Annotated in this window: 22 protein-coding genes and 1 pseudogene; 12 read left to right on the forward strand and 11 right to left on the reverse strand. The window is 71.7% G+C overall.

The window, feature by feature from the left end:
* Positions 1 to 20 precede the first annotated feature (20 nt).
* Entirely contained in the window at positions 21 to 764 is a 744-nt protein-coding gene (locus ACIPSJ_RS45280; protein ID WP_359217470.1) for a GntR family transcriptional regulator, read from the forward strand.
* On the opposite strand, the gene ACIPSJ_RS45285 is transcribed toward ACIPSJ_RS45280, so the two are convergent.
* The 6 genes from ACIPSJ_RS45285 to ACIPSJ_RS45310 all read right to left on the reverse strand — a co-directional run bounded on the left by ACIPSJ_RS45285 (position 742) and on the right by ACIPSJ_RS45310 (position 7791).
* Positions 742 to 1482: a class I SAM-dependent methyltransferase gene (locus ACIPSJ_RS45285; RefSeq protein ID WP_401355086.1), complete on the reverse strand. Its 741-nt coding sequence runs from the start codon at positions 1480 to 1482 to the stop codon at positions 742 to 744. The genes ACIPSJ_RS45280 and ACIPSJ_RS45285 overlap by 23 nt on opposite strands.
* 99 nt (positions 1483 to 1581) lie before the next feature.
* A complete protein-coding gene (locus ACIPSJ_RS45290) occupies positions 1582 to 3489 on the reverse strand; it encodes a hypothetical protein (RefSeq protein WP_359217464.1) in 1908 nt (635 codons plus the stop codon).
* A 296-nt stretch (positions 3490 to 3785) separates the two neighbouring features.
* Positions 3786 to 4547, reverse strand: a complete 762-nt coding sequence (locus ACIPSJ_RS45295; protein ID WP_359217460.1) for an SDR family NAD(P)-dependent oxidoreductase — start codon at positions 4545 to 4547, stop codon at positions 3786 to 3788.
* Positions 4544 to 5845 carry a histidinol dehydrogenase gene (gene hisD, locus ACIPSJ_RS45300; protein WP_359217457.1) on the reverse strand — a complete coding sequence of 434 codons (1302 nt, stop codon included), beginning with the start codon at positions 5843 to 5845 and terminating at the stop codon, positions 4544 to 4546. The genes ACIPSJ_RS45295 and hisD overlap by 4 nt, the downstream gene beginning before the upstream one ends.
* Positions 5846 to 5893: 48 nt before the next feature.
* Positions 5894 to 6829 (reverse strand): VOC family protein, encoded by a 936-nt coding sequence (locus ACIPSJ_RS45305; protein ID WP_359217454.1) that lies wholly within the window; start codon positions 6827 to 6829, stop codon positions 5894 to 5896.
* A complete protein-coding gene (locus ACIPSJ_RS45310) occupies positions 6826 to 7791 on the reverse strand; it encodes a fumarylacetoacetate hydrolase family protein (protein ID WP_401355089.1) in 966 nt (321 codons plus the stop codon). Before ACIPSJ_RS45310 ends, ACIPSJ_RS45305 begins: the two co-directional genes overlap by 4 nt.
* 254 nt (positions 7792 to 8045) lie before the next feature.
* Between ACIPSJ_RS45310 and ACIPSJ_RS45315 the strand changes: the two genes are divergently transcribed.
* The 8 genes from ACIPSJ_RS45315 to ACIPSJ_RS45350 all read left to right on the forward strand — a co-directional run bounded on the left by ACIPSJ_RS45315 (position 8046) and on the right by ACIPSJ_RS45350 (position 15749).
* Complete coding sequence (locus ACIPSJ_RS45315; RefSeq protein WP_365688991.1) at positions 8046 to 8351, forward strand: antibiotic biosynthesis monooxygenase; 306 nt, start codon at positions 8046 to 8048, stop codon at positions 8349 to 8351.
* Positions 8352 to 8401: 50 nt separating this feature from the next.
* Positions 8402 to 9526: an FAD-dependent monooxygenase gene (locus tag ACIPSJ_RS45320; protein WP_401355092.1), complete on the forward strand. Its 1125-nt coding sequence runs from the start codon at positions 8402 to 8404 to the stop codon at positions 9524 to 9526.
* Positions 9523 to 10527, forward strand: coding sequence for an amidohydrolase family protein (locus tag ACIPSJ_RS45325; RefSeq protein ID WP_401355094.1), 1005 nt, complete (start codon positions 9523 to 9525; stop codon positions 10525 to 10527). The genes ACIPSJ_RS45320 and ACIPSJ_RS45325 overlap by 4 nt, the downstream gene beginning before the upstream one ends.
* Positions 10524 to 11393 (forward strand): cyclase family protein, encoded by an 870-nt coding sequence (locus ACIPSJ_RS45330; protein ID WP_401355097.1) that lies wholly within the window; start codon positions 10524 to 10526, stop codon positions 11391 to 11393. The genes ACIPSJ_RS45325 and ACIPSJ_RS45330 overlap by 4 nt, the downstream gene beginning before the upstream one ends.
* 31 nt (positions 11394 to 11424) lie before the next feature.
* The gene (locus ACIPSJ_RS45335; protein WP_401355099.1) at positions 11425 to 12795 is read left to right on the forward strand and encodes an FAD-binding oxidoreductase; all 1371 of its coding nucleotides are present in this window, start codon (positions 11425 to 11427) and stop codon (positions 12793 to 12795) included.
* Positions 12796 to 12801: 6 nt separating this feature from the next.
* Entirely contained in the window at positions 12802 to 13758 is a 957-nt protein-coding gene (locus ACIPSJ_RS45340; protein WP_401355101.1) for a fumarylacetoacetate hydrolase family protein, read from the forward strand.
* Between the two features lie 184 nt (positions 13759 to 13942).
* On the forward strand, positions 13943 to 14929 hold the full coding sequence (locus ACIPSJ_RS45345; protein WP_401355104.1) for a LysR family transcriptional regulator: 987 nt from the start codon (positions 13943 to 13945) through the stop codon (positions 14927 to 14929).
* A 49-nt stretch (positions 14930 to 14978) separates the two neighbouring features.
* Positions 14979 to 15749: an SDR family NAD(P)-dependent oxidoreductase gene (locus ACIPSJ_RS45350; RefSeq protein WP_401355106.1), complete on the forward strand. Its 771-nt coding sequence runs from the start codon at positions 14979 to 14981 to the stop codon at positions 15747 to 15749.
* 3 nt (positions 15750 to 15752) lie between these two features.
* Here ACIPSJ_RS45350 and ACIPSJ_RS45355 read toward each other — a convergent pair whose 3' ends face one another.
* The gene (locus ACIPSJ_RS45355; RefSeq protein ID WP_401355109.1) at positions 15753 to 16709 is read right to left on the reverse strand and encodes a hypothetical protein; all 957 of its coding nucleotides are present in this window, start codon (positions 16707 to 16709) and stop codon (positions 15753 to 15755) included.
* A 388-nt stretch (positions 16710 to 17097) separates the two neighbouring features.
* Between ACIPSJ_RS45355 and ACIPSJ_RS45360 the strand changes: the two genes are divergently transcribed.
* Positions 17098 to 18384 (forward strand): cytochrome P450, encoded by a 1287-nt coding sequence (locus tag ACIPSJ_RS45360; RefSeq protein ID WP_401355111.1) that lies wholly within the window; start codon positions 17098 to 17100, stop codon positions 18382 to 18384.
* A 71-nt stretch (positions 18385 to 18455) separates the two neighbouring features.
* Here the strand turns inward: ACIPSJ_RS45360 and ACIPSJ_RS45365 are convergent, their stop codons facing one another.
* The 4 genes from ACIPSJ_RS45365 to ACIPSJ_RS45380 form a co-directional block, all read right to left on the reverse strand.
* Positions 18456 to 19973: an MFS transporter gene (locus tag ACIPSJ_RS45365; protein WP_401355114.1), complete on the reverse strand. Its 1518-nt coding sequence runs from the start codon at positions 19971 to 19973 to the stop codon at positions 18456 to 18458.
* Between the two features lie 13 nt (positions 19974 to 19986).
* Complete coding sequence (locus ACIPSJ_RS45370) at positions 19987 to 20427, reverse strand: VOC family protein (RefSeq protein WP_401355117.1); 441 nt, start codon at positions 20425 to 20427, stop codon at positions 19987 to 19989.
* 6 nt (positions 20428 to 20433) lie between these two features.
* Positions 20434 to 21204 carry an SDR family NAD(P)-dependent oxidoreductase gene (locus ACIPSJ_RS45375; RefSeq protein ID WP_401355120.1) on the reverse strand — a complete coding sequence of 257 codons (771 nt, stop codon included), beginning with the start codon at positions 21202 to 21204 and terminating at the stop codon, positions 20434 to 20436.
* A gap of 124 nt (positions 21205 to 21328) precedes the next feature.
* The gene (locus tag ACIPSJ_RS45380) at positions 21329 to 22570 is read right to left on the reverse strand and encodes a cytochrome P450 (protein ID WP_401355122.1); all 1242 of its coding nucleotides are present in this window, start codon (positions 22568 to 22570) and stop codon (positions 21329 to 21331) included.
* A gap of 360 nt (positions 22571 to 22930) precedes the next feature.
* Between ACIPSJ_RS45380 and rho the strand changes: the two genes are divergently transcribed.
* Positions 22931 to 24079 carry a transcription termination factor Rho gene (rho, locus tag ACIPSJ_RS45385; protein WP_359217409.1) on the forward strand — a complete coding sequence of 383 codons (1149 nt, stop codon included), beginning with the start codon at positions 22931 to 22933 and terminating at the stop codon, positions 24077 to 24079.
* A 206-nt stretch (positions 24080 to 24285) separates the two neighbouring features.
* Positions 24286 to 25131: pseudogene (locus tag ACIPSJ_RS45390) on the forward strand (D-alanyl-D-alanine carboxypeptidase family protein); the annotation flags it as partial.
* Positions 25132 to 25191 lie beyond the last annotated feature (60 nt).

The raw sequence follows: 25191 nt of genomic DNA on the forward strand, positions 1-25191 counted from the left end.
TCACCCACAGGAGGCGCGGCATGGCCCGCACCACCCCGCACGACCACTCCGAGAGCGAAGGGCAGCCCCTGTACTGGCGGATCGCGACACAACTGCTCGGCGAACTGCGCGACGGCACCATCCCGCCGGGCGAACGGCTGCCGGGGGAACGGCAGTTGGCGCAGCACTTCGGGGTCAGCCGGGAGACCGTCCGGCAGTCGCTTGAGGTGCTGCGGCACAGCGGACTGGTCGCCACCGACCGGCGGGGCAGCCATGCGACGCTGCACGGCCGCCCGGTCGAGAACCCGGTCTCCCTGGCGTTCCCGGTGGGCGTCGGCACAACCGAGCACGGCGCGGTCGACCGGGCCACGGTGACCTGGGAGGAGCCGCCGCCGGAGCACGCGGCGGCGCTGGGCCTGGCCCCGCACCGGCCGACCCTGATGCACCGCTACGAATGCGCCTCCCCCGACGGCCGCGCCCTGCGGACCGCCGTGACGTCCTTCTCGGCGGTGGCCCTGACCGAGGTCGAGGAGCTGGGCCGCTACCGGGACCGGGCCGACGGCTCCGCCGCCGCGCAGCTGCGCCGGACCTACGACTGGATGCGCAAGGCCGGTCTGACCCTGCACCACCGGGACTCCATCACCCAGGTCGCGGACGCCTCCTCGGTGCGGGTGACCCGCCGGGTGCACGACCAGTACGCCCGTCCGCTGGAGATCACCGACCTGGTGGTGGACGCCCAGCTGGACGCGCTGATCTACGAGTTCACGGTCCCTGCCGCGGGCTGACCTTCCGGGCCACGACCAGCCGGGCGCGCGGGCTGCCGTCCGCGCGCTCGCCGGAATCGGGCAGCGCGTACAGGTCGGTGGCGAACCCCGTGCGCTCCAACTCCCCCAGCACCTCGCCGAGTCGGAAGGCGCGGTAGTACATGACGAAGGGCGGCCGCCACAGGGCGTTGCGCACCCGCATCACGGCGTCGAAGCCGAGCAGCATCCAGAACCCGAGGCCGGTGGGGCGCGGTGGGGCGAGCACCGGGAAGGCGAAGCTGCCGCCCGGCCGCAGCACCGAGTGGACCTGGCCGAACAGACCGGGCAGCTCCCGGGGCAGGAAGTGCCCGAACGCCCCGAAGCTGACGACCAGGTCGAAGGCGGGTCCGAAGGGCAGGGCCCGGGCGTCGGCGTGCACCCAGTGGACGTCCGGCCCGTCGGGCGGCGGCAGGCGCCGGGCGATGTCGAGCATGCCGGCGCTGAAGTCGACGCCGGTGGCACTGGTCCGGCACACCTGGGCCAGCACGTCCAGACCGGCTCCCGTCCCGCAGCACAGGTCGAGTCCGTCCTCGAAGGGGCCGAGCGGGGTGAGCGCCTTCGTGACCGCTTCCAGGATCGAGTCGGGCGTCCGGAAGGGAGTGTGGTCGAACTTCGGGGCCAGCAGGTCGTAGCCGCGCTCGACCGAGGTCAGTGCCTGGACGGCGAGCTCGCTGAGGCTCGGGCCTTCGGGGCTGAACATCCGGCCAGCTTACGGGAGCGGCCGGCGCCGGACGCGGCCAAGGCGCGGTCCGTGGAAGAGACCGCGCCCTGGCCGGGATTCACCTCACGGTGCCGGGTCTCACGCGACGGTGAGCACGAGGGCGCCCGTGTAGCTGGAGCCGGCGGTGAGGGCCGTCGCGGTGCCGTCGACGGTGAGCTTCACGCTCTTGCCGCGCGGCGCCTTCACGGCGGCGTCGGCGGCCAGGGTGAGGCTGGTGAGGTACGACGTGCCGGTGACCGTCCAGGCCGAGCCGCTGTTGAGCTGGACGACCACGCCGTTGTTGACCGCGGCCTGCGCGGTGTTGGTGACGATGCCGAGCTCGTAGAAGGTGGACGAGTCGATCGAGGACACCCGGTGCTTGGTCTTCGTCGCCGAGATGACGCCCTCGACGGTGGAGCCCTCGAACGTGAGGACCATGTTCTTGCCGTTGCGCATGCCGTTGTAGAAGTCGCCCTTCAGCCTGATGGAGCTGAAGGTGGCGGCGCCGTCGGTGGAGTGGACGGCGGTGACGTCGAAGGAGGAGTTCTTGGTGGGGTCGGTGGTGGGCTCGGTGTAGACGCCGACGTTCATCATCTTGCCGTTGACGGGGACCGGGCCCGGGTCGTCCAGCTCGATCATCTGCAGGATGACGCCGTCGCGCGGGTTGAGGCGGGCGCCCTGCGAGCCGTCGACCTTGATGGTGGTCTGCTGGCCCTTGTTGAGGAAGGTGGCCCGCTCGGAGTTGATGACGGTGCCGCCGTCCAGGGTGAGCTGGCCGGCGCCGAAGAACATGTAGCCGAAGTGGCCGGAGTTGACCACGGTGCTGCGCTCCGGGATGCTCCGCAGCTCGCCATTGGAGAGGCCGAGGTCCAGTTCGGTGTTGAGCGCGGCGACGGCGGAGCGGGTGCTGTCGCCGTAGTGCACGACGGCCGCCGGTCCGGCGATGATCGTCGCGTAGGAGCCGACGTCGAAGCGGGAGCCGAGCACCCGGACGGTGGCGTCGCCGATGGCGTAGGTGCCGTAGCCGTAGTCGCCGGTGTTGCCGACGTGGCTGTTGATCGCGGTCAGCTTGAGGCCGCTGCCGCCCTCGACCGAGAGCGCGCCCCAGGTCTCGGAGAACACGGTGGAGTTGAGGTAGGTGGCGATGCTGCCCTTGCCGATGAGGTTGGTGGCGCGGACGTTGCCGTCCAGGCCCAGCATCCAGGGCACCGACTCCATGTACGGGGTCTCGACGGTGGCCTGGTAGTCGGAGGGCAGCACACCGTTGCGGGCCCGCAGGAAGGAGTCCTTGACGAGGACGTTGGCGCCGCCGTTGGCGATGACGGTCGTGCGGACCACACCCGTGTTGCTGACCCGGGCGCCGTCCACGACCAGCTTGGTCGAGGAGCCGTCGCCGACCACGGCGGCGCCGTAACCGGCGAAGTCCGAACGGCCGTTGCCGGTGAGGTTGATGGTGGCGCCCTGGAGGGTGTAGCTGCCGCTCTCCACGTAGACGCCGTTGAAGCACTCGCCGGTGGAGGCGATCGAGACGCCCCGGGCGGCGGCGTCGGTGACCTTGCCGCCGCGCACCGCGGAGAGCACGGACTTCGCGGAGTCGACGCCGTCGGAGCCGACGTACAGCGCCTGCCGGAAGGGGAAGGTGAGGGTCTCGTAGGTGACGTCGTTGGACTCGGCGACGGTCAGGACGACGTCACCGCGGTAGGTGCCGGCCTGGATGAGGGTCGCGGTGCCGCCGGTGGCGGTGAGCAGCTGGCCGGTCTCCACGCCGTCCACGGTCAGGCTGATGTCGTACCCGTCCGGGGCGACGATCTTGCCGCCGGTGCCGATGGTCAGCGCGCTGACCCGGGTGGTCGCGGCGAGTTCGTAGGTCTCCCCCGCGGCGACGGAGATCGTCTTGCCGGACGCCTTCGGTGCGGCGGTGGCGGTGCCGGAGGCGACCGGGACGAGCACGGCCGCGGCCGTGGCCGATCCGGCGATCAGGAACGAGCGTCGGGATGTCAGCGTCATTGCAGGCCTTTCCACGGGTGGAGTGCGCCGTCGCGCAGAGTTACTGGCCGCCGGTCGGGACCTGGGCGGCGAAGGCACCTGAGGTGCTGAGGTGGGAGTGAAGCAGCCCCGGTCAAGGGGGGACAGACTTCGCACACACGCATCCCGGAACCCGATGGCTTCGATCGTGGCGCCTGGTTCATGGCGATTACACAGAGTGGTCACAGCCCTGTGTGGCGGGAACACACGACGGCGAGGCGGACGGCCCGCATGCCGTCCACCTCGCCGTGTTCCTCTATGTGGTTACGTCTCTGTGGTTACGCCGGTGCGATCATCCCCGCCGACAGGTCGATGTCCGCGCCGCACAGTCCGGGCATCGCGAGCATCGCGACCAGCGCCCGCGCGACCTCGTCCTCCTCCACCAGCCGGCCGAGCGCGGCCCGGGACGCGAAGTCCCGTTCCGCCTCCTCGACCGTGCAGCCGGTGAGTTCGGCGGTGAGCCGGAAGTTGCGGTCCATCCGCGGGCCGCGCACCGGGCCCGGGGACAGGGAGTTGACCGCGACGCCCCGCGGGCCCACCTCGCCCGCCAGAGTCCGGGTGAGGCCGATCAGCGCCATCTTGGAGGCGGTGTACGGGGTGCGGTTGAGCAGCGGGCGCTTGCCGCTGACCGAGGCGACGTTGACGATGTCGCCCCGTCCGGCGGCCAGCATGGGCGGCAGGAACGCCCGGCACACGAGGTAGACGCCGCGTACGTTGGCGGCGAACACGTCGTCCCACTCGTCGGGTTCGATGTCGACGAGCGGCCGCACCGGGCCCGCGACGCCGGCGTTGTTGACGAGCACCGACACGTCCTCGTCGGCGAGTTCCCCGGCCAGGGCGCGTACGGAGGCGGGGTCGGCGACGTCGCACACGGCCGTGCGGGCCGCCTCCCCCACCTTGGCCGCCGCCTCGGCGAGGGCCTGTTCGTTGCGTCCGACGAGGATCACCCGGGCCCCGGCGCCGGCGAGCGCCAGGGCGAAGGCGCGGCCCAGCGGGCCGCCCCCGCCGGTGACCAGCGCCGTACGGCCGTCCAGGCTCACGCCTGGTTCCACGGCAGTTCGTCGCCCGCGGCCTTCGCGGCCCGTACGTCACCGGAGCGGGCGTGGCCCTCGAACAGCTCGACCCGGGACGCGCGCCCGCACAGCCGCCCGAGCAAGGCCTGCGACCCCGTGTCGGTGACCTCCTGGTAGGTGACCGTCTTGAGGTACTTCCCCACCCACAGGCCGCCGGTGTAGCGGGCGGCACCACGTGTGGGCAGCACATGGTTGGTGCCGATGACCTTGTCGCCGAACGACACACAGGTGCCCTCGCCCAGGAACAGGGCGCCGTACTGGGTCATCCGCTCCAGGGCGAGACGCGGCTCGGCGGTCAGCACCTCGACGTGCTCGAAGGCGAACGCGTCGGCGAGTTCGTACAGTTCGTCGATCGAGTCGACGACGTGCACCTGGCCGTGGTCGCGCCAGGCGGGTTCCGCGTAGTCGCGCGTGGGCATGGAGGGGAGGATCCGCTCGACCTCGGCGACGGTCCGCTCGGCGACCTCGCGGGAGGTGGTGATGAGGACGGCCGGGGAGTCCGGGCCGTGCTCGGCCTGGGAGAGCAGGTCGACCGCGCAGACGAACGGGTCCGCCTGGTCGTCGGCGAGGACCAGGATCTCGGTCGGTCCGGCGAACAGGTCGATGCCGATCTCGCCGAACAGCTGGCGCTTGGCCTCGGCGACATAGGCGTTGCCGGGTCCGGCGATCAGGTTGACCGGCTCCATGGTGTCGGTGCCCACGGCCATCGCGGCCACCGCCTGGACACCGCCGAGCAGCCAGATCTCGTCGGCCCCCGCCAGGTGCATGGCGGCGACGGTGGCGGCGGGGATCTCGCCGCGGATCGGCGGGGTGCAGGCGACCACTCGCGGCACGCCCGCCACCTTGGCGGTGACGATGGTCATGTGGGCGGAGGCGGTGAGCGGGTAGCGGCCGCCGGGGATGTAGGCGCCGGCCGCCTGCACCGGGATGTGCTTCTGCCCGAGCCGCACGCCCGGCAGCGTCTCCACCTCGAACTCGCCCATCGAGGCGAGCTGGTGGCGGGCGAAACTACGGACCTGCTCCTGGACGAAGGTGATGTCGTCGATGACCTGCTGGGGCACCGAGGCGACGATCTTCTCGACGTCCTCGGCGCTCAGCCGGAAGGAGTCAGGGCTCCACTTGTCGAACTTCTCGGAGTACGCGCGGACGGCCTCGTCACCGCGCTCCCGGATGTCCGCGATGACACCGGCCACCGTCTCGCGTACCTGGTCGAGGGAGGCGGCCACCTCGGCCTTGGGCACGGCGTGCTTCAGGATCTCTGCCACAGCTGCGGCCTTTCTCAAGAGTTCTCGGCTCGGAGGATCATCGGAGGATCAGACGGGAGGCGCTTCGAAGAGCACGTCGGGGTCGTTGAACTGCTCCTTGGCGACCGACTCGCTCATCGGGTCGGCGGTGCCCCACTGGTCCTGGGTGATCGGGTCGTCGACGTCGTGCCGGCCGGGGTGCCACAGGTCCTCTTCGAGGACGGCGAGCTCGGTGGTGTACTCGACGGTGTTGCCGTGCGGGTCGTGGAAGTACGAGAAGGTGTTGTCGCCCGCCAGGTGCCGTCCCGGGCCCCAGGTGAGGCGGGTCCCGGCGCGCAGCGCACGCCCGGTGCCGCGCATGTACTCCTCCACCCCGCGCATCTCGAACGAGGCGTGGTGCAGCGACACATGGGGGCCGCGCGCGATGGCGAAGGAGTGGTGCAGCGGACTGCACCGCAGGAAGTACATGAGGTCACCCATGTGCGTGGAGTACAGGGTGTCGGTGAGCCGGAAGCCCAGGTGCTCGATGTAGAAGTCGCGCAGCCGCTCGGGGTCCTGGGAGTTGATCACGCAGTGCGAGAGCCGTACCGGGATGGCCTCGCGCTCCTCGATCTTGCGGTGGGTGCGGGTGGCCACGTCCGCCGAGACCTCGACGACCCGGCCGTCGAGGTCGAAGAAGCGCAGCCCGTAGCCGCCGCCGGGGGTGTCGAGGGCGCGGGGTTCGTGGATGATCTGCACCCCGGCCCGGCCCAGCCGCACCGCCAGCTCGTCGACCGCCGCGGCCGAGACCGCCCCGAAGGCGACCAGGTCCATCCGCTTGCGTTCGTCCTCGCGGATCCGGACGATGTACTGCTCCGGGCTGCCCTCGGCGGCGAAGAACGCGATGCCGCTGTCGTTCGCCACCTCGGTCAGGCCCCAGGTGGTGCCGTAGAAGGCGCGCTGGGTGGCGAAGTCCGGTACGGCCAGGTCGACATGGCGCAGGTGGGTGATCGGCTGGAAGCTCATGCGTGGCTCCTGACGGTGTTGCGCTGATGGCCCAGGCCGGTGATCTCCGCGTCGATCACGTCACCGGGCCTGAGGAAGACCCCCCAGTGCGCGCCGTTGCCGGCCGGGGAGCCGGTGAGCAGCAGGTCGCCGGGGCGCAGGGTGGTGGTCGTGGAGGCGTAGGCGATCAGCCGGGGAATGTCGAAGATCATGTCCTTGGTGGACTCGTCCTGCCGGACCACGCCGTTGTGCCGCAGGGTGATCCGCAGGTCGCCCGGGTCCCCGACGAACTCGGCCGGGACCAGGAAGGGTCCGGTCGGCAGGAAGGTGTCGGCGTTCTTGGCGGTGAACCAGTCGGTGCCGATGGCCTTCAGGTCGGGCCGGTAGAGCCGGTCACGGGTCGTCAGGTCGTTGCTGATCGTGTAGGCGGCGACGTACGACATGGCTTCCTCGGCCGGGATGTCCTTGCCCGACTTCCCGATGACCAGGGCGAGTTCGAGCTCCCAGTCGTGCTGTTCGCCGAGTGCGGGCAGTACGACGTCGTCGTACGGTCCGCACAGTGCGCGCGGCGAGCCGAGGAAGATGTACGGGACGCCGTTGCGGCTCCGTTCGTCCATCATCTTCTCGGCGTCGGCGCGGGCCTCCTCGGGGGTGGCGCCGTGCACGCTCTCCTTCTCGGCGGCAACCAGATCCACCACGTGCTTGCGGTAGTTGGCGCCGCTCTGCAGGATCTGGCCGGGCTCGATCGGGGTCAGGACCCGCAGGTCCGCCAGGTCGTGCCAGGTGCCGTCGGCGGAGGCGGCCAGTTCGTGCAGCAGGGGCAGCCAGGCGTCCCAGTCCTCGACGAGTTCGCGCACCGACCCGGCCCGGTCGGAGAGGTCGCGGACCCGTGGGCCGGCGACCAGGCCGGGGAAGGCGGCCGCGGCGCCGCGGAAGGTACCCAGCGCGAAGGGTCCGGCGTGGGAGGGGGAAGGTTCGGGCACGGGCGGCTCTCCTCGTACGGGTGGGGGCTCGCCTTCGACGCTAGGCATCGCACGCGGTCGGCGGAAATGGCCGTTCACGATGGCTGCCATCGGCTGCGGTCCCACCCCCTGCCTGCGCGGATGCGGCCGGGCCGGGCGGGCGGCTCCATCGCCGTACGGGATGGATGACGTCCCCCTTGCCGATGACTCGATCCGTTGACCCTGCAGGTACCGCCGATCAGGCTCGATGCCACCCCGATCGCTAGGAGCACACCGTGGTAGTCGAGCATGCCGAGCTGACCGTCGAGGAAGGCCGGGAAGCGGAGTTCCAGGAGGTCTTCGGCAAGGCCCGCGAGGTGCTCGCCGAGGCCGACGGCTTCCGCTGGGCCGAGCTGCTGCGCTGCGACGAGCGGCCGCGGACGTTCCTGCTGCTCGTCGGCTGGGAGTCGGTCGAGGCGCACACGGTCGGCTTCCGGGAGTCGGAGCGGTTCGCCCGCTGGCGGGCCCTGGTCGGCCCGTTCTTCGCCGCCCCGCCGGCCGTCGAGCACTACCACGAGCTGGGCCCCCGCTACACCGGCTGAGTGCCGCTGACCCCCAACTGTCTGTCTTTCTACCTTCGCAAGGATCGCCCATGCCCGTGAACAAGGTGCTCGTCGTCGGCGGCGGCATCACCGGAAGCGTGCTGTGTCTCGCCCTCGCCCAGCGCGGTGTCGAGGCGGAGCTCGTCGAGATCTCCCCCCAGTGGTTCGGGGTGGGACATGGCATCACCATCCAGGGCAACGCGCTCAAGGCGCTGCGTTCGGTCGGCGTGCTGGACCGGGTTCTGGCCCGGGCGGTGCCCTTCGACCACATGCGGCTGCGCCGGGCCGACGGCGATCTGATCACCGAACTGCGGACCCCGCACACCGGCGGCGAGGACCTGCCGTCGACGGCGGGCGCGCTCCGCTCCGACCTGCAGAACGCGCTCTGCGACGCGGTGCACGCGCACGGCGTCACCGTCCGGCTGGGCCTGAGCGTGCGCGAGCTGGCCGAGCAGGACGACCAGGTGGACGTCACCTTCACCGACGGCTCCACCGGCCGCTACGACCTGGTGGTCGGCGCGGACGGCATCAACTCGTCGATGCGGGCCCTCATCGGCATCGAGGCGAAGCCCCGCCCGGTCGGCATGTCGATCTTCCGGGTGGTGGCGCGGCGTCCCGCCGAGATGGACTGCGCCGAGGTCTACTACGGGGGCCCGCGCTACAAGGCCGGGTACAGCCCGATATCCGACGACCAGTGCTACGCCTACCTCCTCGACGAGAACCTGGACGCCTCCCTGATCGGCCCGCGCGCCTCCCTGGACCTGATGCGCGAGCGCGGCGCCGGCTACGGCGGCACCTGGGGGAAGATCCTCGCCTCGCTGCCCGACGACACGGCGGTGGACTACCGGTGGATCGAGGCGATCCTGATCGACGAGCCCTGGTACCGGGGCCGGACCATGGTGATCGGCGACGCGGCGCACGCCTGCCCGCCGCTGATCGCGCAGGGTGCCGCGATGTGCATGGAGGACGCGGTGCTGCTGGCCGAGCTGGTCGTCGGCGACGAACCGCTGGAGCGGGCCCTGGAGCGGTTCATGGCCCGGCGCCTGCCGCGGGTCCGCATGGTGCTGGACAACTCCCTCCAGCTCGCCGAGTGGGAGATCCACCCGGACACCCCGGGCGCCGACCCGGCGCGGATCATGTCGGAGACGCTCTCCTCGCTGACGGCCGCCGCATGAGCACGCCCGTCGTCGACTTCCACGGCCACCTCGCGGTCCCGGAGGCCGACGCCCTGGTGGCGGGCACCGAGGGCTTCGCGGCCGAGCTGGCCGCCGAGCAGCGCGCCCACTCCCCGGAGTCCCTCGCGACCAACCGGGCGCAACTCCAGCGTCTGGCGGGGAAGTTGACGGACGTGGAGGCCCGGCTCGCCGATCTCGACGCGATGGGCGTCGACCTCCAGGTGGTCGGCCCGATGCCCATGCACCACTACTGGGCCGAACCCGATCTGGCGGTACGGCTGGCCGGTACCGTCAACGAGGCGGTCGCCGAGCACTGCGCCGCCGTACCCGAACGGCTCCGCGGCCTCGGCACGGTACCGCTGCAGCACCCGGACCTGGCCGTGGCCCTGCTGGACAAGGCGGTCACCGAACTCGGCCTGTCCGGCATCAGCGTCTCCACCACGGTCGAGGGGCGCGAGCTGGCCGACCCGGCGCACGACGAGGTCTGGCTGAAGGCCGAGGAGCTGGGCGCGGTCGTCTTCGTCCACCCGTGGGGCTGCTCGCTCGGCGAGCGGCTCGCCTCGCACTACCTCGGCAACACGGTCGGCCAGCCGACCGAGACCACGGTCGCGCTCTCCCGGCTGATCTTCACCGGGGTCCTGGACCGCTTCCCCCGGCTGAAGCTGGTGGCCGCGCACGGCGGCGGCTACCTGCCGACGTACATCGGCCGTTCCGACCACGCCTGGCGGGTACGGCCGGACGCGCGCGGCTGCGCCGAGCCGCCCAGTTCCTATCTGCGGCGGATGTGGTTCGACGCCCTCGTCTACACCCCGCGCGCGCTGCGGCACCTGGTCGAGGAGGTGGGCGCGGACCGGGTGGTGCTCGGTACCGACCACCCCTTCGACATGGGCGTGACCGACCCGGTGGCCCGCCTGGACGCGGCCGGTCTCGATCCGGCGGCCCGGGACGCGATCGCCGGGGGCAACGCGCTCGACCTGCTGGTGAAAGGAGACGCCCGATGATCCTGGGCCCCCTTGAGGAAGAGCTCGCCAAGGCCCGCGCCGCCTACCGGAACCGGGGCCGCTGGGGCGAGGGCGACGTACTGGGCACGCTCAACCTCATCGACGACGCGATCCGCGCGCACGCCGCGAGTCTGGTCCGGCGCGGCCGCTCCTTCTCGCTGGCCCAGGAGTTCGACGAGTCCGGCCCGCACCGCGGTGACCGGGACCTGCTGCCGTCACGGGCCGCCACCCGGTGGGACGGGCCGGGCCGTGTCCACGGCGACGAGCAGGCGTGGCACGACCGTCCGCGCACCGCCGTCACCGGCGGCGGGGACTCCGTGACCGGCATCGACCGCATACGGGGCGCGTTCACCGGCCGCGGGGTGCTCCTCGATGTCGGCCGGGTGGCCGGGGACGCGCGCGGTGAACTCCCGGACGGCTTCGCGATCACCGAGGAGCACCTGCGCGACACGATCGAGGCGCAGGGCGCCACGTCGAGCGTGCGCCGGGGCGACATCGTTCTCGTCCGCACCGGCCAGCTGGGCCGGGTACGGCGGCTCGGCGCGTGGGACGGGTACGCGGACGGGGACGCGCCCGGCCTGTCCTTCACCACCCTGGGCTGGCTGCACCGCACGGAGATAGCGGCCGTCGCCACCGACACCTGGGGCCTGGAGGTACGGCCGCACGAGTTCGCCGAGCCGGCGGCGGACCCGCTGCACCGGATCGCCATCCCCGCCATGGGCCTGCCGCTGGGCGGGATGTGGGACCTGGACGCCCTCGCGGAGGACTGCGCGGCCGACGGTGTCCACGAGTTCCTGCTGGTCGCCGCCCCGCTCCCGGTCACCGGCGCGGTCGGTGCCCCCGTCAGCCCCATCGCCGTCAAGTGACCCGTCCAGCGAGCCGCAAATGAGCCCCCACGTGAACACGAACCGTTTCTCCGGAACCCTCCACCTCCCCGGCGACGAGGACTTCGAGGAGGCCTGCCTCGGCCGGGTCTTCAACGCCCGCCGCCCGGCCGACCGCACCCCCGCCGCCGTCCTCAGGGCGGCCACCGAACAGGACGTCGTCGAAGGCGTCCGGTTCGCCCTGGAGCGCGGCTGGCAGGTCGCCGTCCGCTCCGGCGGGCACAGCTGGGCCGCCTGGTCGGTCCGCCGGGACGCGCTGCTGATCGACCTCGGCGACTTCCGCGAGATGGCGTACGACGAGACCACCGGGATCGTCTCCGCCACCCCCAGCGTCAAGGGCGGCGACGAACTCAACCCGTATCTCGGCGGGTTCGGGCGCTTCTTCAACGGCGGGCACTGTCCCTCCGTCGGCATCGGCGGCTTCCTGCTACAGGGCGGGCAGGGCTGGAACGCGCGCGGCTGGGGCTGGGCGGCCGAGAACATCGTGGCGATCGACGTCGTCACGGCGGACGGCGAGCTGGTCCGGGCCGACGAGAGCGAGAACAGCGACCTGTTCTGGGCGGCGCGCGGGGCGGGCCCCGGCTTCTTCGGCGTCGTCACCCGCTTCCACCTGCGCACCCGCCCCCTCCCCCGGCACCTGGCGCACACCGTGCACGCCTACCCGCTCGACCTCTTCGACGAGGTCATGACCTGGCTGCACGACACCCACCACACGGTCTCCGACCTGGTGGAGATCGTCGCGCTCACCCAGACCCCGCCCGACCTCGACGGTCCGGTGCTGCTGGTCACCGGCGTCTCGATGACCGACACCCCCGAGGAGGCGGCCGAGGCGCTGGCGCCGCTGCACGCCAACCCGTACGCCGACCGGGCCCTGTTCCGCGTCGAGGCGCAGCCCACCACCCTCGCCGAGCAGCTGGCGGGCCAGCGCACCGCCAACCCGGAGGGCCACCGCTACTTCGTCGACAACGCCTGGCTGACCGGCACCGCCGAGGAGGTCGTCCCGGCGATCCGCAAGGCGTTCACCGAGCACCCCACCCGGCAGACCTTCACCATCTGGTTCTCGATGGCCCCCTTGCGCGCACTGCCCGACATGGCCTTCTCGATGCAGTCGGAGATCTACAGCGCCACCTATGTCGTCCACGACGACTCCACACGGGACGCGGAGCTGCGCGCCTGGCTGGACGAGGCGATGGCGGCCATGCAGCCGGTGACCGCGGGCCAGTACCTGGGCGACTCCGACTTCACCGTACGGCAGGTGAGGTTCATGGGGGACGAGCAGTGGCGGCGGCTGAACGGGATCCGGGCCGCCCGCGACCCCAAGGGCGTGTTCGCCGGATATCTGAGCGCCGGGACCGTCACCAACACCAACCACTGGGAGAGCTGAGCAGCCATGCGTTTCGCGACATACGAGTACCAGGGCGAGGAGCGCGCCGGCGCGGTGCGGGACGGGGTGATCCACCCGCTGCCCGAGGGGGTGACCCTGCTGGCCCTGATCGAGGCCGGGGTGCTGTACGCCGCCGGCATCGAAGCCCTGGGCGGGTCAGGCGAGTTGACGGTGGATCAGGTGCGGCTGCTGCCACCGCTGAAGCCGCCGTCCATCCGGGACTTCGTCGGGTTCGAGGCGCACATCGAGGGCGTGTCGAAGTCGCTCGACGGTCTGGAGCACGTGCCCGAGGAGTGGTACCGGGCGCCCAACTTCTACTTCACCAACCCCCATGCGGCCTACGGCGCCTATGACGACGTGCCGATCCCGGCAGGCTGCTCGGTGCTCGACTTCGAGCTGGAGGTCGGCGCGGTCATCGGCCGCAGCGGCCGGGACCTCACGCCCGGGCAGGCGAAGGACCACATCATCGGATACCTGGTCTTCAACGACTGGTCGGCCCGTGACCTCCAGAAGCCGGAGAAGAACCTCGGGCTGGGCTTCTCCAAGGGCAAGGACTTCGCCAACACGCTCGGCCCCTTCCTGGTCACCGCCGACGAGGTGGAGGACCGGCGGGACCCCGACGGCTTCCTGGACCTGGAGATGACGGTCACCCTGAACGGCGAGCTGATCGGCCGGGACACCCTGGCCAACGTCTCCTGGACCTTCGAGGAGATGATCGCCTACGCCAGCCGGGACGCCTGGGTGCGCCCCGGTGACATCCTCGGGTCCGGCACCTGCGGCTGGGGCGCCCTGGCGGAGTTCTGGGGCCGTGTGGGGGAGCGCACACCGCCCCCGCTGCGGGCCGGGGACGAGGTGACGCTGACCGTCGAGGGACTGGGCACGGTGTCCAACAGGATCGTGCCCGGACGGGCGGACGCGTACCTTCCGCGGGCCCGCAAAAGGGGTCGCACGCCCCGGCCGTAACACGGGGACCTGTGGGGGGCCTGTGGTACGCGCAGACCCCCCACCTGCGGGTATCCGGCGACCGGATGCCTGGCATCGAATCTTCCTGAGAGTCGGCCCGACCCCCTTCCTCGACGGCCGTCCGCTGGTTAACCTCGCGTTTCACCGAAGCTTCAAAGACGTGGCCGGCCGGAAGGGGACATCCGTGGGTCTCGGAGCGATCGATCTCAATCTTCTGGTGGCACTGGAAGCACTCCTGGAGGAGAAGAACGTCACCCACGCGGGTGTACGACTGTCCACCAGCCAGTCCGCGATGAGCGGCTCGCTGGCGCGGCTGCGGCGCCACTTCAACGACGAGCTGCTGATCCGGGTGGGCCGGGAGTACGAGCTCACCCCGCTGGCGGAGCGGCTGCTGCCGGTCGTCCAGGGCTCGCTGCAGAAGGCCGAGGAGGCGCTGTCGCTGACCCGGCACTTCGAGCCGGGGCGCAGCCGCCAGCGGTTCTCCGTGGTGATGTCGGACTACGTGATGACGGTGTTCGTGGAGCCGCTGCTGCGGGTGATCGCGGCCGAGGCGCCCGGCATCCGGATCGACTTCCATCCGATCGTGGACGGGCAGCTGGAGACGGAGACGCATCTGCGCTGCCACGACCTGATGATCGTGCCGCTCGGCTACCAGCTGCCGGGGGTGAGCGAGGCCGTGATGCACGACCGTTTCGTGTGCATCGTGGACCCGGACAACCCGCGGCTGGTGGACGGCCGGCTCACCCTGCGCGACCTGGCCGAGATGCCGCACGCGGCCTGCGCCATCGGCAAGAGCCACACCCCCGCCGAGCGCCAGCTGGAGACCCTCGGGATCACCCCGAAGGTGCAGGTCAGCACGCCCGGCTTCAGCGTGCTGCCGTTCCTGGTGAGCGGCACGGACCTGGTGGCGATGGTCCCGGAGCGGCTGGCGCGGCGCTACGAGGACTTCGCGCGCTGCGCGGTCGTACCGGCGCCGTTCCCGGACGTGCCGCTGGTGGAGGCCATGTACTGGCACCACAACCGGCACGCGGACCCGGCGCACCGCTGGCTGCGGGACACCGTCCGCCGGGTCGGGGCGGCGCTGGGCGAGGAGCCGCCGCCACTGGAGATCGCCGACGTGGATGCCACCCATCCCGAGAGCGCGTTTCCGGAGCTGTCCGCGGCTTCCTAGCGTGGACGGGAGGACACCCCGCACGCCCCTGGAGGAAACCGTGGAAGCCGTGAGCCGCACGCGCCTGGCGGGCCGTACCGTCGTCGTCACCGGAGCCGCGCAGGGCCAGGGAGCCGCCGAGGCGGCCGCGGCCGCCCGGGAGGGCGCCACGGTGATCGCGACCGACGTGCTGGACGAGGCCGGCGAGAAGCTCGCCGCGACCCTGCGCGCCGACGGCCTCGACGTCCGCTACGTCCACCTGGACGTGACCTCGGCCGAGGACTGGGCCGCGCTGGCGGACTCCCTCGACGTGGTGCACGGCCTGGTGAACAACGCGGGCATCCCGATGCGGGCCCGGCTCGGCCAGGTCGAGCCGGCCGACTGGAACCGGGCCTTCGCCGTGAACACCACCGGCGCCCTGCTCGGCATCCAGGCCCTCACCCCGCTGATGCCGGCCGGTTCCTCGATCGTGAACGTCGGCTCGGTCGCCGGGCTCACCGCCCATCACGCGGTCGCCTACACGACCAGCAAGTGGGCGCTGCGGGGCCTGTCCAAGGTGGCGGCCCTGGAGCTGGCCCCGCGCGGCATCCGGACGAACATCATCCACCCCGGGTACATCGAGACCCCGCTGATGGCGACCGCCAACCCGGTGTTCGTCGCCGCCCACCTCGCCATGACGCCCCAGGGCCGCCCCGGCACCGTCGACGAGGTGGCGCCGCTCGTCGTCTATCTCCTCTCCGACGAGGCGTCCTACGTCAACGGCGCGGAGATCGCCGTCGACGGCGGCTACTCCTCGCACGGCCCGGTGAAGGCGATCACCAACGCCCTCGACCAGGACTGAGCGTCAGCCCTTGAGCTGCTCCAATGTGGACTTGGTGTCCGTCTTCAGCCAGCCCGTCACGTCGTCGAGCGACGGCGGGTCGGTGTCGTTGTCGTACGAGGAGAAGTACGCGCTGTAGCTCATGGTGTACGTCATCCAGCCGTCCCGGACCGCGAGGGTGGCGTACCGCGAGCCGCTGGTGGAGGAGCCGTTGCTGGTGTCCTCGGTGACCAGGTAGGCCTCGTCGCCGATACCGCTCACCGGGCTCACGTCGTAGTCCGTGTGGCTGTCGCCGTAGTTCTTCCAGGTGGCCGTGAACTCCGGTCCCGGGTCGGTCTTCTTGTGGAGGTCGACCTGCAGGGTGAGATAGGCGTCCCCGTAGCTGGACCCGGTCTTCTTGAGACTGAGACTGCAGTAGCTCTCGTCCAGGGCCGGGTCCTTCAGCGCGTTCTTGGTCGGGGACGAGTCGTCCTCGGGGTACTCGTCCTTGAACGACGAGTAGTCCGCGCCGGAGCAGAGGTTGGCGGGCGCCTGGTAGCCGCGCAGGTCCGCGCTGTCCCCGAAGCCCCCGGTCAGGAAGACGCCGGCCGCCCAGGCCGCGGAGGCCACCACCGCGCCCACCGCCGCCCACAGCACGGCCTGTCCCGCCCTGCCCCCGCCGCCGCCCGACGGCGGGGCGGCCACCGGCGGATAGCCGTAACCGGGTTGCGGGGCATAGGGGTTGGGCTGCTGCGGCTGGGCATGCTGACTGGCGAGGGTCGGCTGGGCGTAGGGGTTCTGCGGGGGCGGCGGCGACTGCGGGTTCGGATACGGGTACGCGGTCGGCTGCGCGGCCTGAGCCGGAGGAACGGGCTGGGCCGACGGGACGGGCTGGGCCGGCTGCGGCGGTATCGCCGGTGGCTGGTCCGGCTGCTGCGCCGGCTGCTGCGGGGGCTGCGGCTGCTGCGGAGAGGACGGCGGCTGCTGCGGTGGCGTGGACATGTCGTGAAGATAAGGCATAACCCGACATCAAGTCCCGCTCCAGCCAGGACCGTTATGCAGCGGACGCCAAGGTTCTCCCCATGTCCGTCGGCTCAGGAAACCCACCTGACCCATCGTCAGATGGTTTTGCGCCTTCCTCGGAAACCCAGGTCGGCGCATATTGCCGGGCTGTCGGGGACCGTGCCACGATCGGACAAATATTCGCCCAGTTGGCAGTGGGGTGTTCATGAAACGGACACGACGCCTGGTGGCTCGCCTGGTCGGCAGGAAGCGGGTAAGCGGTCGTTACCCGTACTGGCCCTACCAACTCCGGTAGCCCGCGGGCACCGGACGACACCGATCGCAGGATCTCGGACCAGGGGTCCTGCGGTCCTTCTGGGGAGGCCGGATGGCACACGGCGAGGAGTCCGGCCGACCGCCGGGCCCGCGCGGGCACTGGCTGACCGGCAACATGCGCGCCTACGAGGCCGACCGGATCGGCTTCCTGCGCCACTGCCACCACGCCTACGGTGACGTCTTCTCCTTCGACGAGGACACCGTGTTCGTGATCGACCCGGACCTGGCCCACGAGACGCTCGTCAGGACCGGCCACGGCTTCGTGACGGAGCTCGCGCCGTTCGACATGCGGCGGGATCTCGACCAGGCCGCCGCGCAGGCCGCCGCCTGGATGTCCGCACGCCGTACCCTGCGGCCGGGGCTCAGCCGCTCGGCCGCGGCCTCGTCCGACGACCGTACGGCCGGGTTCCTCGACGCGGTCCTGGCCGGCGGTGCCGGCCGTGAGGTGGACGTGCTCACCGCGATGCGGGCGTTCACCGCCCGGGCGATCGCGGACTACTGCTTCGGCACGGACTCCGCCGGCGTCCCCGGCCTGCTCCACGAGCTCATCAGCGCCACCCAGCCGTTCACGGAGTCGTCCTACGAGTTCCCCGCGTGGCTGCCGGTCCGCCGTCACCGGCGCTTCTTCCACGCCTACCGGCGCCTGATCGACGCGATGACCGCGATCGTCCGGCAGCGGCGGGCGTCCGACGCCGGGACGCCACGGGAGGACCTGCTCGGGTTCCTGCTCGACGCGGATCCGGCCATGCCCGACGCCACCGTGGCGTCGGCGCTGCACAGCATCCTCATGGGCGGTCACGGGGTGCCCGCCGCCGCGCTCACCTCCGTCGTACGGGAACTCGCCCGCAGGCCCCGGCTCGTTGCCGAACTGCGCGCCGAGGCGGACGGGCCGGTAAAGGGCGGCGCCCCGGCGTCGGCGGGCCGGCTGCCGCTGGCCGAGGCCGTGGTCCGCGAGACGCTCCGCCTGTATCCGCCCGCGTGGCTGATGACCCGCACCGCCGCCACCGCGACCGGCCTGGGTCCCTGGTCGCTCGACCCCGGCGACGACGTCCTGCTCAACGCCTACCTGATACACCGGGACCCCCGGTGGTGGCCGCACCCGGACGAGTTCGACCCCGCCAGGTGGCTGGACGGGCGGACGGCACCCGGTGCGGCCTACCTTCCGTTCGGCGCCGGACCCCGGGTCTGCCTGGGGTCGGCCCTGGCCGTGCGGCAGCTCACCCTGGCCACCTCGCGGCTCGCCCAACGCTTCACCATCGAGTCACCGAACGCCTCCTCGGCGGCCCCGAAGTTCGCCGGCCGCCTCGCACCGGCAGGCCTGCGGGCCCGCTTTCACTGATCGGGGGCGAGCAGGTCCCGGCACGGCGGAAGGCCGGGGCACCGGCCCCGGCCTTCCCGGCGCGTTGCGGATCAGGCGGACGCGGCCGGCACCGGCGCCGTGACCGTCGCACGGGCGGTGCTCCTGCGGACCAGCAGCAGGGTGACCACCGCGCCCAGCAGCGAGGCGCAGCCGCAGATCACCACGCCCAGGGACATGCCGTGCGCGAGGGCGTCCCGCGCGGCGGCCTTGGCGCTGTCGCTGCCCGCGTTGACCACGGCCAGCGGACCGGCCGCCGCCTCCATGCCGGCGTCGGCGCCGGACAGCTTGCCGACCAGCGCGGAGGAGGCCGCGCTCATCGCGACCGTGCTGATCACGGCCGGGCCGAGGCCCTGACCGAACTCGCGGACCAGGCTGGTCGCGCCGCTCGCCATACCGGTCATCTCGATCGGCACCGCGTTGACGGCGGCCGACGTCAGCGAGGAGACCACGCAGATGAAGCCGACGCCGAGCAGCAGCACCGGGCCGATGAAGGCGGCGAGGGAGGTGGTGGTGATCGGCAGCGCGGCGATCCAGAACTGGCCGGCGGCCATCGGCAGCAGGCCGCCCATCAGCAGCCAGCGCGGCTCGACCCGGGTGAGCATCTTGCTGAGCACCGGGGCGAGCAGCAGCGGGATCAGCTGGAGGATCACGAACGGCAGGCCGGCCCGCAGCGCGCTGAGGTGCATCACCGCGCCCAGCCGGATGGAGACCACGTAGGCCGTGCCGATGAAGCCGAACATGCCGGTCAGCGCGACCACCGCGGCCGCCGCGAACGACGGGATCCTCAGCAGGTCCAGGTTGAACATCGGGGACACGGCGCGCTTCTCGGCGATCACGAAGCCGACCAGGGCCACGGCGGCCAGGGTCAGCGCGAAGACGATCGACGGGCTGCTCCAGCCGCGGTCGCCGCCCTCGATGATGCCCCACAGCAGAGCGGTGAGACCGACGGCGACGCTGATCTGACCGGGCCAGTCCAGGGCCCGGCCCTCGGGCGCCCTGGAGTCGGTGACCAGCGCCCAGGCGGCGATGCCGACCACGATGCCGAGGACGACCGGCGGCACGAACGCCCAGCGGAAGTCGGCGACCGTGGCCAGGATGCCGGAGGACAGCGGGCCCACGGCGGAGGCGAGGGAGATGCTCAGCGCCCAGATGGAGACCGCCTTGGCGCGGTCCTTCTCCTCGGGCGTCGCGGCGGCGATCACGGCGAGGGAGCTCGGGAAGAGCGCGGCGGCACCGACACCGGCGAGGGCCTGGCCGATCCAGAGCATGGTGATGTTCTGGGAGGTGGCGTTGAGGAGTTCACCGAGCGCCAGCACGAATCCGCCGAGGACCAGCAGCCGCTTACGGCCGAACAGGTCGCCCACCACACCGAAATTCAGTTCCAGGATCGCGGTGGGCAGAATGAACGCCGAGGTGACCCAGGCGACTTGCGATCCTGAGGCCCCGAACGCGGTCTGGATTTCCCCGTTGATGGGCGAGGGGACGGTAATGCACAGCTGCGCGGCGGCAACCGCCAGACAACAGGCTATGAGCGTGCCCACGTCCAGCTTCTTCACAGCGTCGGTCATTCCGTACTCCGTCTCAGGGATGGACAGTGGTGCCGCGTTCGGTCGCTTCGCCGCGTTCTATGAGTTCGATGAGATTTCCCTCGGGGTCCTTGACCCAGGCCATCCGCACCCCCGGTTCGGGGGACGGGCCGGGAGCGAGTACCTCGCTCGCTCCATGAGCCGTCAACACGGAGTACACGGGGTCGAGTTCGGGGGTGGTGACCGCGAAGTGCCCGTACCCCTCGGTGAGTACGGCCGTCATCGGGTCCGGTGCCCGGAGGCCGGGTGTGGATCCGGGCCTGGCGAGCAGCTCGATGCGCCAGCCGTGCGGGTGTTCCAGGACGACTCCGGTCAGTCCGGGGCCGTCGAGATGGAACTCGAAGACGGTCTCCAGTCCGAAGACCGTCTGATACCAGGAGAGTTGGGCAGGCAGGTCGTGTACGTTCAGGCCCACGTGGTCGAGTCGTGCGTGCATGCGCGCTCAGCCCGCCATCGCGCTGTCGCCGCCGTCGACCATGAGGTTCGCGCCGTTGACGAAGGCCGCCTCGTCGGAGCAGAGGAAGGCCGCGGCACGGGCGATGTCCTCCGGCTGCCCCACCCGGCCGACCGGGATGCGGGCCTCAAGCTGGGCCTTCGGTCCGTCCGGGTCGTCGAGGAAGGGCGCGGTGGCGGAGGTGCGGGTCATGCCGGGGGCGATGCTGTTGGCCCGGATGTGGTGCGGGGCGCCGGCCGCGCACAGGTGCTTGGTCATCGCGAGGACCCCGCCCTTGGCGGCGCCGTGCGGCACCATAGGCATGAACAGCGCCCCGCGCTCGGCGGCCACGGAGGCGACGTTCAGGACGGCCCCGCCGCCGCGCGCGATCAGGTGCGGCCAGGCGGCCTGCGTGCAGAAGTAGGGGATGTCCAGCTCGTTCTTGATGGTGAAATACCAGTCCTCGGCCGGCATCGTCTCGAACGGGCCGTTCCGGAGCGCGGAGGCGTTGTTGTAGAGGATGTCGATCCCGCCGAATTCCGCGATCCCCGTCTCGATCCACTCCCGGGCCCCGGCCTCGGTGGAAAGGTCGACCGGCGCCAGCGAACGCATCACACCGCCGGCCTTCTCGACGAGTGCGACGGTTTCGGCGGCGCTGTTCTCATCGATGTCACAGCCGAATACGGTGGCGCCCTCGGCCGCGAATACCTGGGCCGCGGCCCGGCCGATTCCTGCCCCCGTTCCACTGATGAAAGCGATTTTTCCGGCCAATCGACCCATGATTGCCAAGTCCCTTGTCCCATGCCGCCCGAGTGCGGTGCTGGCAGCGTAGGTAGGGCCTTTGCCCAGAACAAGAAATGCACCGGGGAAACGCCATCGGGGGTTCGTATGGCTGGTATGCGCCTCAGGTGCGCAGCCGCACCGGGAGGGCCTGGACACTGTTGCCGACGAACCCGGAGAGCACGGCGAGGCCGTCCTCGGGCACGGCGAGGTCCAGGGCGGGGAAGCGGTCGAAGAGGCACTCCAGGGCGACCGTGGCCTCCAGCCGGGCCAGCGGGGCGCCCAGGCAGTAGTGGGCGCCGTGGCCGAGGGAGAGGTGGCGTACGGCGTCGGGACGCGCCGGCCGGGTGACGTCGAACCGGTCGGCGTCGGGGCCGTGCGCGGCCGGATCACGGCCGGCGGCGGAGTAGCCGGCCAGGACGGGCGTGCCCGCGGGGATCGTCGTGCCGTCCACGGTCAGGTCCCGCACCGGATAGCGGAAGGGGAAGAAGCTGACCGGCGCGTCCCAGCGCAGCGTCTCCTCCACCACGTCCGCCCAGCTCGCGTCCCCCTTCCGGACGAGGTCGAGCTGGTCGCGGTGGCCGCACAGGGCGCGCACGGCGTTGGTGATCAGGTTGAGGGTGGTCTCGTGGCCCGCGATGATCATCAGCACCAGGGTGCCGATCAGCTCCTCCTGGCCGAGCCGGTCGCCGGCCTCGTCCCGGGCGGCGATCAGGGCGCTGGTGAGGTCGTCGCCGGGGCGCTCGGCCCGGGCGGCGGCGACGGCGGCGAGCACCGCGACCAGCTCCCGGTTGGCGGCGACGGCCTCGGCCGGTGCGATGTCGGTGCTCACGACCTGGCTGGACAGATGGTGCAGCCGATGCCGGAACTCGGCGTCCACGCCCAGGAGTTCACAGATCACCTCCATGGGCAGCGGCAGCGCGAAGTGCCGCCGCAGGTCCGCGACGCCGTCGCCCTCGGCCGCGGCCCGCTCCAGCGCGTCGAGCAGCGAGCTGGTCAACTCCTCGATCCATGGCCGCAGTCGCTCCACCCGGCGGGGCGTGAACGCCCGGCTGACCAGTCCGCGCAGTCTGCGGTGGTCGGCCCCGTCGGCGGTGGTCATACCCCGTACCGTGGCGAAGGTCAGCAGCGGCCAGCCGACGGGGATCCGGCCCTCCGCCAGTTCGGTGAAGTGCCGTGCGTTCTTGGCGACTTCGGGATGCTGGAGGAAGTCCCTGAGCGTCTCGTGCCCGAGGACGGCCATGCCCTCGACGCCACCGGGCAGCACGACCGGCGCCACGGCTCCGCGCGCCAGCAGCCGGGCGTTGTCGGCATGCGGACAGCCGGTGGCGGGGTAGCGGCGGTGCGGCACGGACGGGGTCTCCACCGGGTCTCCTGACGGACAGCCGTACGAGCGGACACGGCTGATCGTAGGCGCCCGGGTGCCCGCGGGGCGGGAATATCCGTGACCGGTGCCATGTTGACGATCGCGGAACGCTGGGTATAGTGCGATCAGCACGTGTGGCCGCCCCACTGCTGGGCGCCGTGCCCGTTCCACCTCCTCCAGCCGCACCGCCCGTCGGTTCCCGACCGGCCCGCCGGCTTCTCAGCACCACCTCGTGGCCAGGGCTTCTCCGCCGTCGCCGAGGTGTCGTTCCCGCCGCACGGAGGCATGCGCACACGCCCTCCCGCTCGCGGCCCACTCCCCCTTCTCTTCTGACTTCCGTCCTCGAAAGGACCACCTCTCATGACCACCACACTCGAACCTCCCGTACGGCAGCAGGCCCAGAACGCCGCCCGTCCCGTCACCGGTGTCCTCGACATCGACGCGAGCGGGAAGGGGCAGCTGCGGGCCCCGAGCTGCCTGACCTCCCCCGCCGACCCGCAGGTCCCCGCCGCGCTGATCCGCCGTCACGGCCTGCGCAAGGGCGACCTCGTCGAGGGCGTCCGGGGCAATCAGCGCGCGCTGACCGAGGTCACGCGCGTCAACGGCCGTACGCCCGAAGAGCTGCGCGGTCGCCGTCACTTCCGTGAGCTGACCCCGCTGCACCCGCACGAGCGGATCCGCCTGGAACACCCGGCCGCCGGGCTCGCCGGACGGGTCGCCGACCTGTTCGCGCCGGTCGGCAAGGGGCAGCGCGGGCTGATCGTGGCCCCGCCGAAGACCGGCAAGACCGTACTGCTCCAGCAGCTGGCGGCCGCCGTCGCCGGAAACCACCCGGAGTGCCACCTGATGGTGCTGCTGCTCGACGAGCGCCCGGAGGAGGTCACCGACATGCGGCGCTCCGTGCAGGGCGAGGTGTACGCCTCGACCTTCGACCGGCCCGCCAAGGAGCACATCGCGCTCGCCGAACTCGTCGTCGAGCGCGCCAAGCGGCTCGTCGAGGAGGGCCGGGACGTCGTCATCCTCCTGGACTCCCTGACCCGGCTGTGCCGGGCCCACAACAACGCGGCCGCCTCCAACGGCCGCACCCTCAGCGGCGGTGTCGACGCCGGCGCGCTGCTCGGCCCCAAGCGGTTCTTCGGGGCCGCCCGCAAGGCCGAGGAGGGCGGCTCGCTCACCATCCTGGCCACCGTCCTGGTGGACACCGGCTCCCGGGCCGACGGCTACTTCTTCGAGGAGCTGAAGAGCACCGGCAACATGGAGCTGCGCCTGGACCGCGAGCTGGCCTCCCGGCGGGTCTTCCCGGCCCTGGACATCGCCCCCTCCGGCACCCGCCGCGAGGAACTCCTGCTCACCCCGGCCGAGTTGACCGCCGTACGCGGACTGCGCCGGGCCCTGCAGAGCCGGGAGGGCACTCCGAGCGGGCTGGAGACGCTCCTGGAGCGGATGCGCGAGACCCCGGACAACGCCACCTTCCTGCGCCGGGTCCAGCCGACCCTGCCGGCGGGCTGACGGACCGACGTATCGACGGACCGGCGGACCGGCGGACCGGCGGACCGGCGTATCGACGGACCGGCGTATCGACGGACCGGCGGACCGGCGTATCGACGGACCGGCGGACCGGCGGGTGAGCCGTGCGTGCGGCATCCGGGTTGCTCAAGACGCCCGTCCGGCCCAGGCCGCGCGCCGTCCAGCGCCCACCTTCCTACGTTGATCATATGAATATCGGATTCCCTGACCGCTTCTCTCGCCGAGTGACGGTGTCGACCTGCGCCCTCTGTGTGGCGGGCCTGCTGGCCCTGACGCCCGGCACGGCGGCCGCCGGCACCAGGACGCTGGACCCGGCCCCGCCGCCGAGGGCGGTGGTGCCGGGGCCGGCGCTGCTCTACCGCTCCGGCGCCCAGGTGCGTCCGCACGTCGGGGCCCCCGGACTGCCGGACGTATCCGCGCTCTCCTGGGTGGTCGCCGACGCCGACAGCGGCCAGGTGCTGGCGGCGAACGGGGCGCATCTCGGACTGCCGCCGGCCAGCACGCTGAAGACCCTGTTCGCGCTCACCGTGATGCCCACCCTGCCCCCCGGTCTCAAGCACCGGGTGACCCACGCGGAGCTGGCGGACGTCGGCGAGGGCAGCAGCCTGGTCGGGGTCGAGGAGGGACACACCTACCAGGTGTCCGATCTGTGGCGCGGGGTCTTCCTCAGCTCCGGCAACGACGCCGTGCACGTCCTGGCCGCGCTCGACGGCGGCTGGAGCCGCACCGTCACCCGGATGCAGGCCAAGGCCCGCTCCCTGGGCGCCCTGGACACCCATGTCGAGTCCCCCGACGGCTACGACGCACCCGGGCAGGTCTCCTCGGCCTACGACCTCGCGGTGTTCGGCCGGGCCGGACTCCACAACCCCGAATTCGCCGGCTACTGCTCCACCGCCCAGGCCCGCTTCCCGGCCGGCGACGGCTGGACCTTCGGCATCGAGAACACCAACCGGCTGCTGACCGGCGAGGACGGGGTGGCGCGCTACCCCGGGCTGATCGGCATCAAGAACGGCTACACCAGCAACGCCGGCAACACCCTCGTCGCCGCCGCCCGGCGGGGCGGGCGCACCCTCCTCGTGACGGTGATGAACCCC

The sequence above is a fragment of the Streptomyces sp. NPDC090088 genome, from assembly GCF_044747345.1.
GTDB lineage: Bacteria > Actinomycetota > Actinomycetes > Streptomycetales > Streptomycetaceae > Streptomyces.

Coding starts and splice junctions, on each gene's coding strand:
- ACIPSJ_RS45370 (WP_401355117.1), bottom strand. CDS start 20,427: ATGCACGCACGACTCGACCACGTGGGCCTGAACGTACACGACCTGCCT.
- ACIPSJ_RS45305 (WP_359217454.1), bottom strand. CDS start 6,829: ATGAGCTTCCAGCCGATCACCCACCTGCGCCATGTCGACCTGGCCGTA.
- ACIPSJ_RS45290 (WP_359217464.1), bottom strand. CDS start 3,489: ATGACGCTGACATCCCGACGCTCGTTCCTGATCGCCGGATCGGCCACG.
- ACIPSJ_RS45330 (WP_401355097.1), top strand. CDS start 10,524: ATGATCCTGGGCCCCCTTGAGGAAGAGCTCGCCAAGGCCCGCGCCGCC.
- ACIPSJ_RS45325 (WP_401355094.1), top strand. CDS start 9,523: ATGAGCACGCCCGTCGTCGACTTCCACGGCCACCTCGCGGTCCCGGAG.
- ACIPSJ_RS45280 (WP_359217470.1), top strand. CDS start 21: ATGGCCCGCACCACCCCGCACGACCACTCCGAGAGCGAAGGGCAGCCC.
- ACIPSJ_RS45340 (WP_401355101.1), top strand. CDS start 12,802: ATGCGTTTCGCGACATACGAGTACCAGGGCGAGGAGCGCGCCGGCGCG.
- rho (WP_359217409.1), top strand. CDS start 22,931: ATGACCACCACACTCGAACCTCCCGTACGGCAGCAGGCCCAGAACGCC.
- ACIPSJ_RS45365 (WP_401355114.1), bottom strand. CDS start 19,973: ATGACCGACGCTGTGAAGAAGCTGGACGTGGGCACGCTCATAGCCTGT.
- ACIPSJ_RS45355 (WP_401355109.1), bottom strand. CDS start 16,709: ATGTCCACGCCACCGCAGCAGCCGCCGTCCTCTCCGCAGCAGCCGCAG.
- ACIPSJ_RS45360 (WP_401355111.1), top strand. CDS start 17,098: ATGGCACACGGCGAGGAGTCCGGCCGACCGCCGGGCCCGCGCGGGCAC.
- ACIPSJ_RS45320 (WP_401355092.1), top strand. CDS start 8,402: ATGCCCGTGAACAAGGTGCTCGTCGTCGGCGGCGGCATCACCGGAAGC.
- ACIPSJ_RS45285 (WP_401355086.1), bottom strand. CDS start 1,482: ATGTTCAGCCCCGAAGGCCCGAGCCTCAGCGAGCTCGCCGTCCAGGCA.
- ACIPSJ_RS45375 (WP_401355120.1), bottom strand. CDS start 21,204: ATGGGTCGATTGGCCGGAAAAATCGCTTTCATCAGTGGAACGGGGGCA.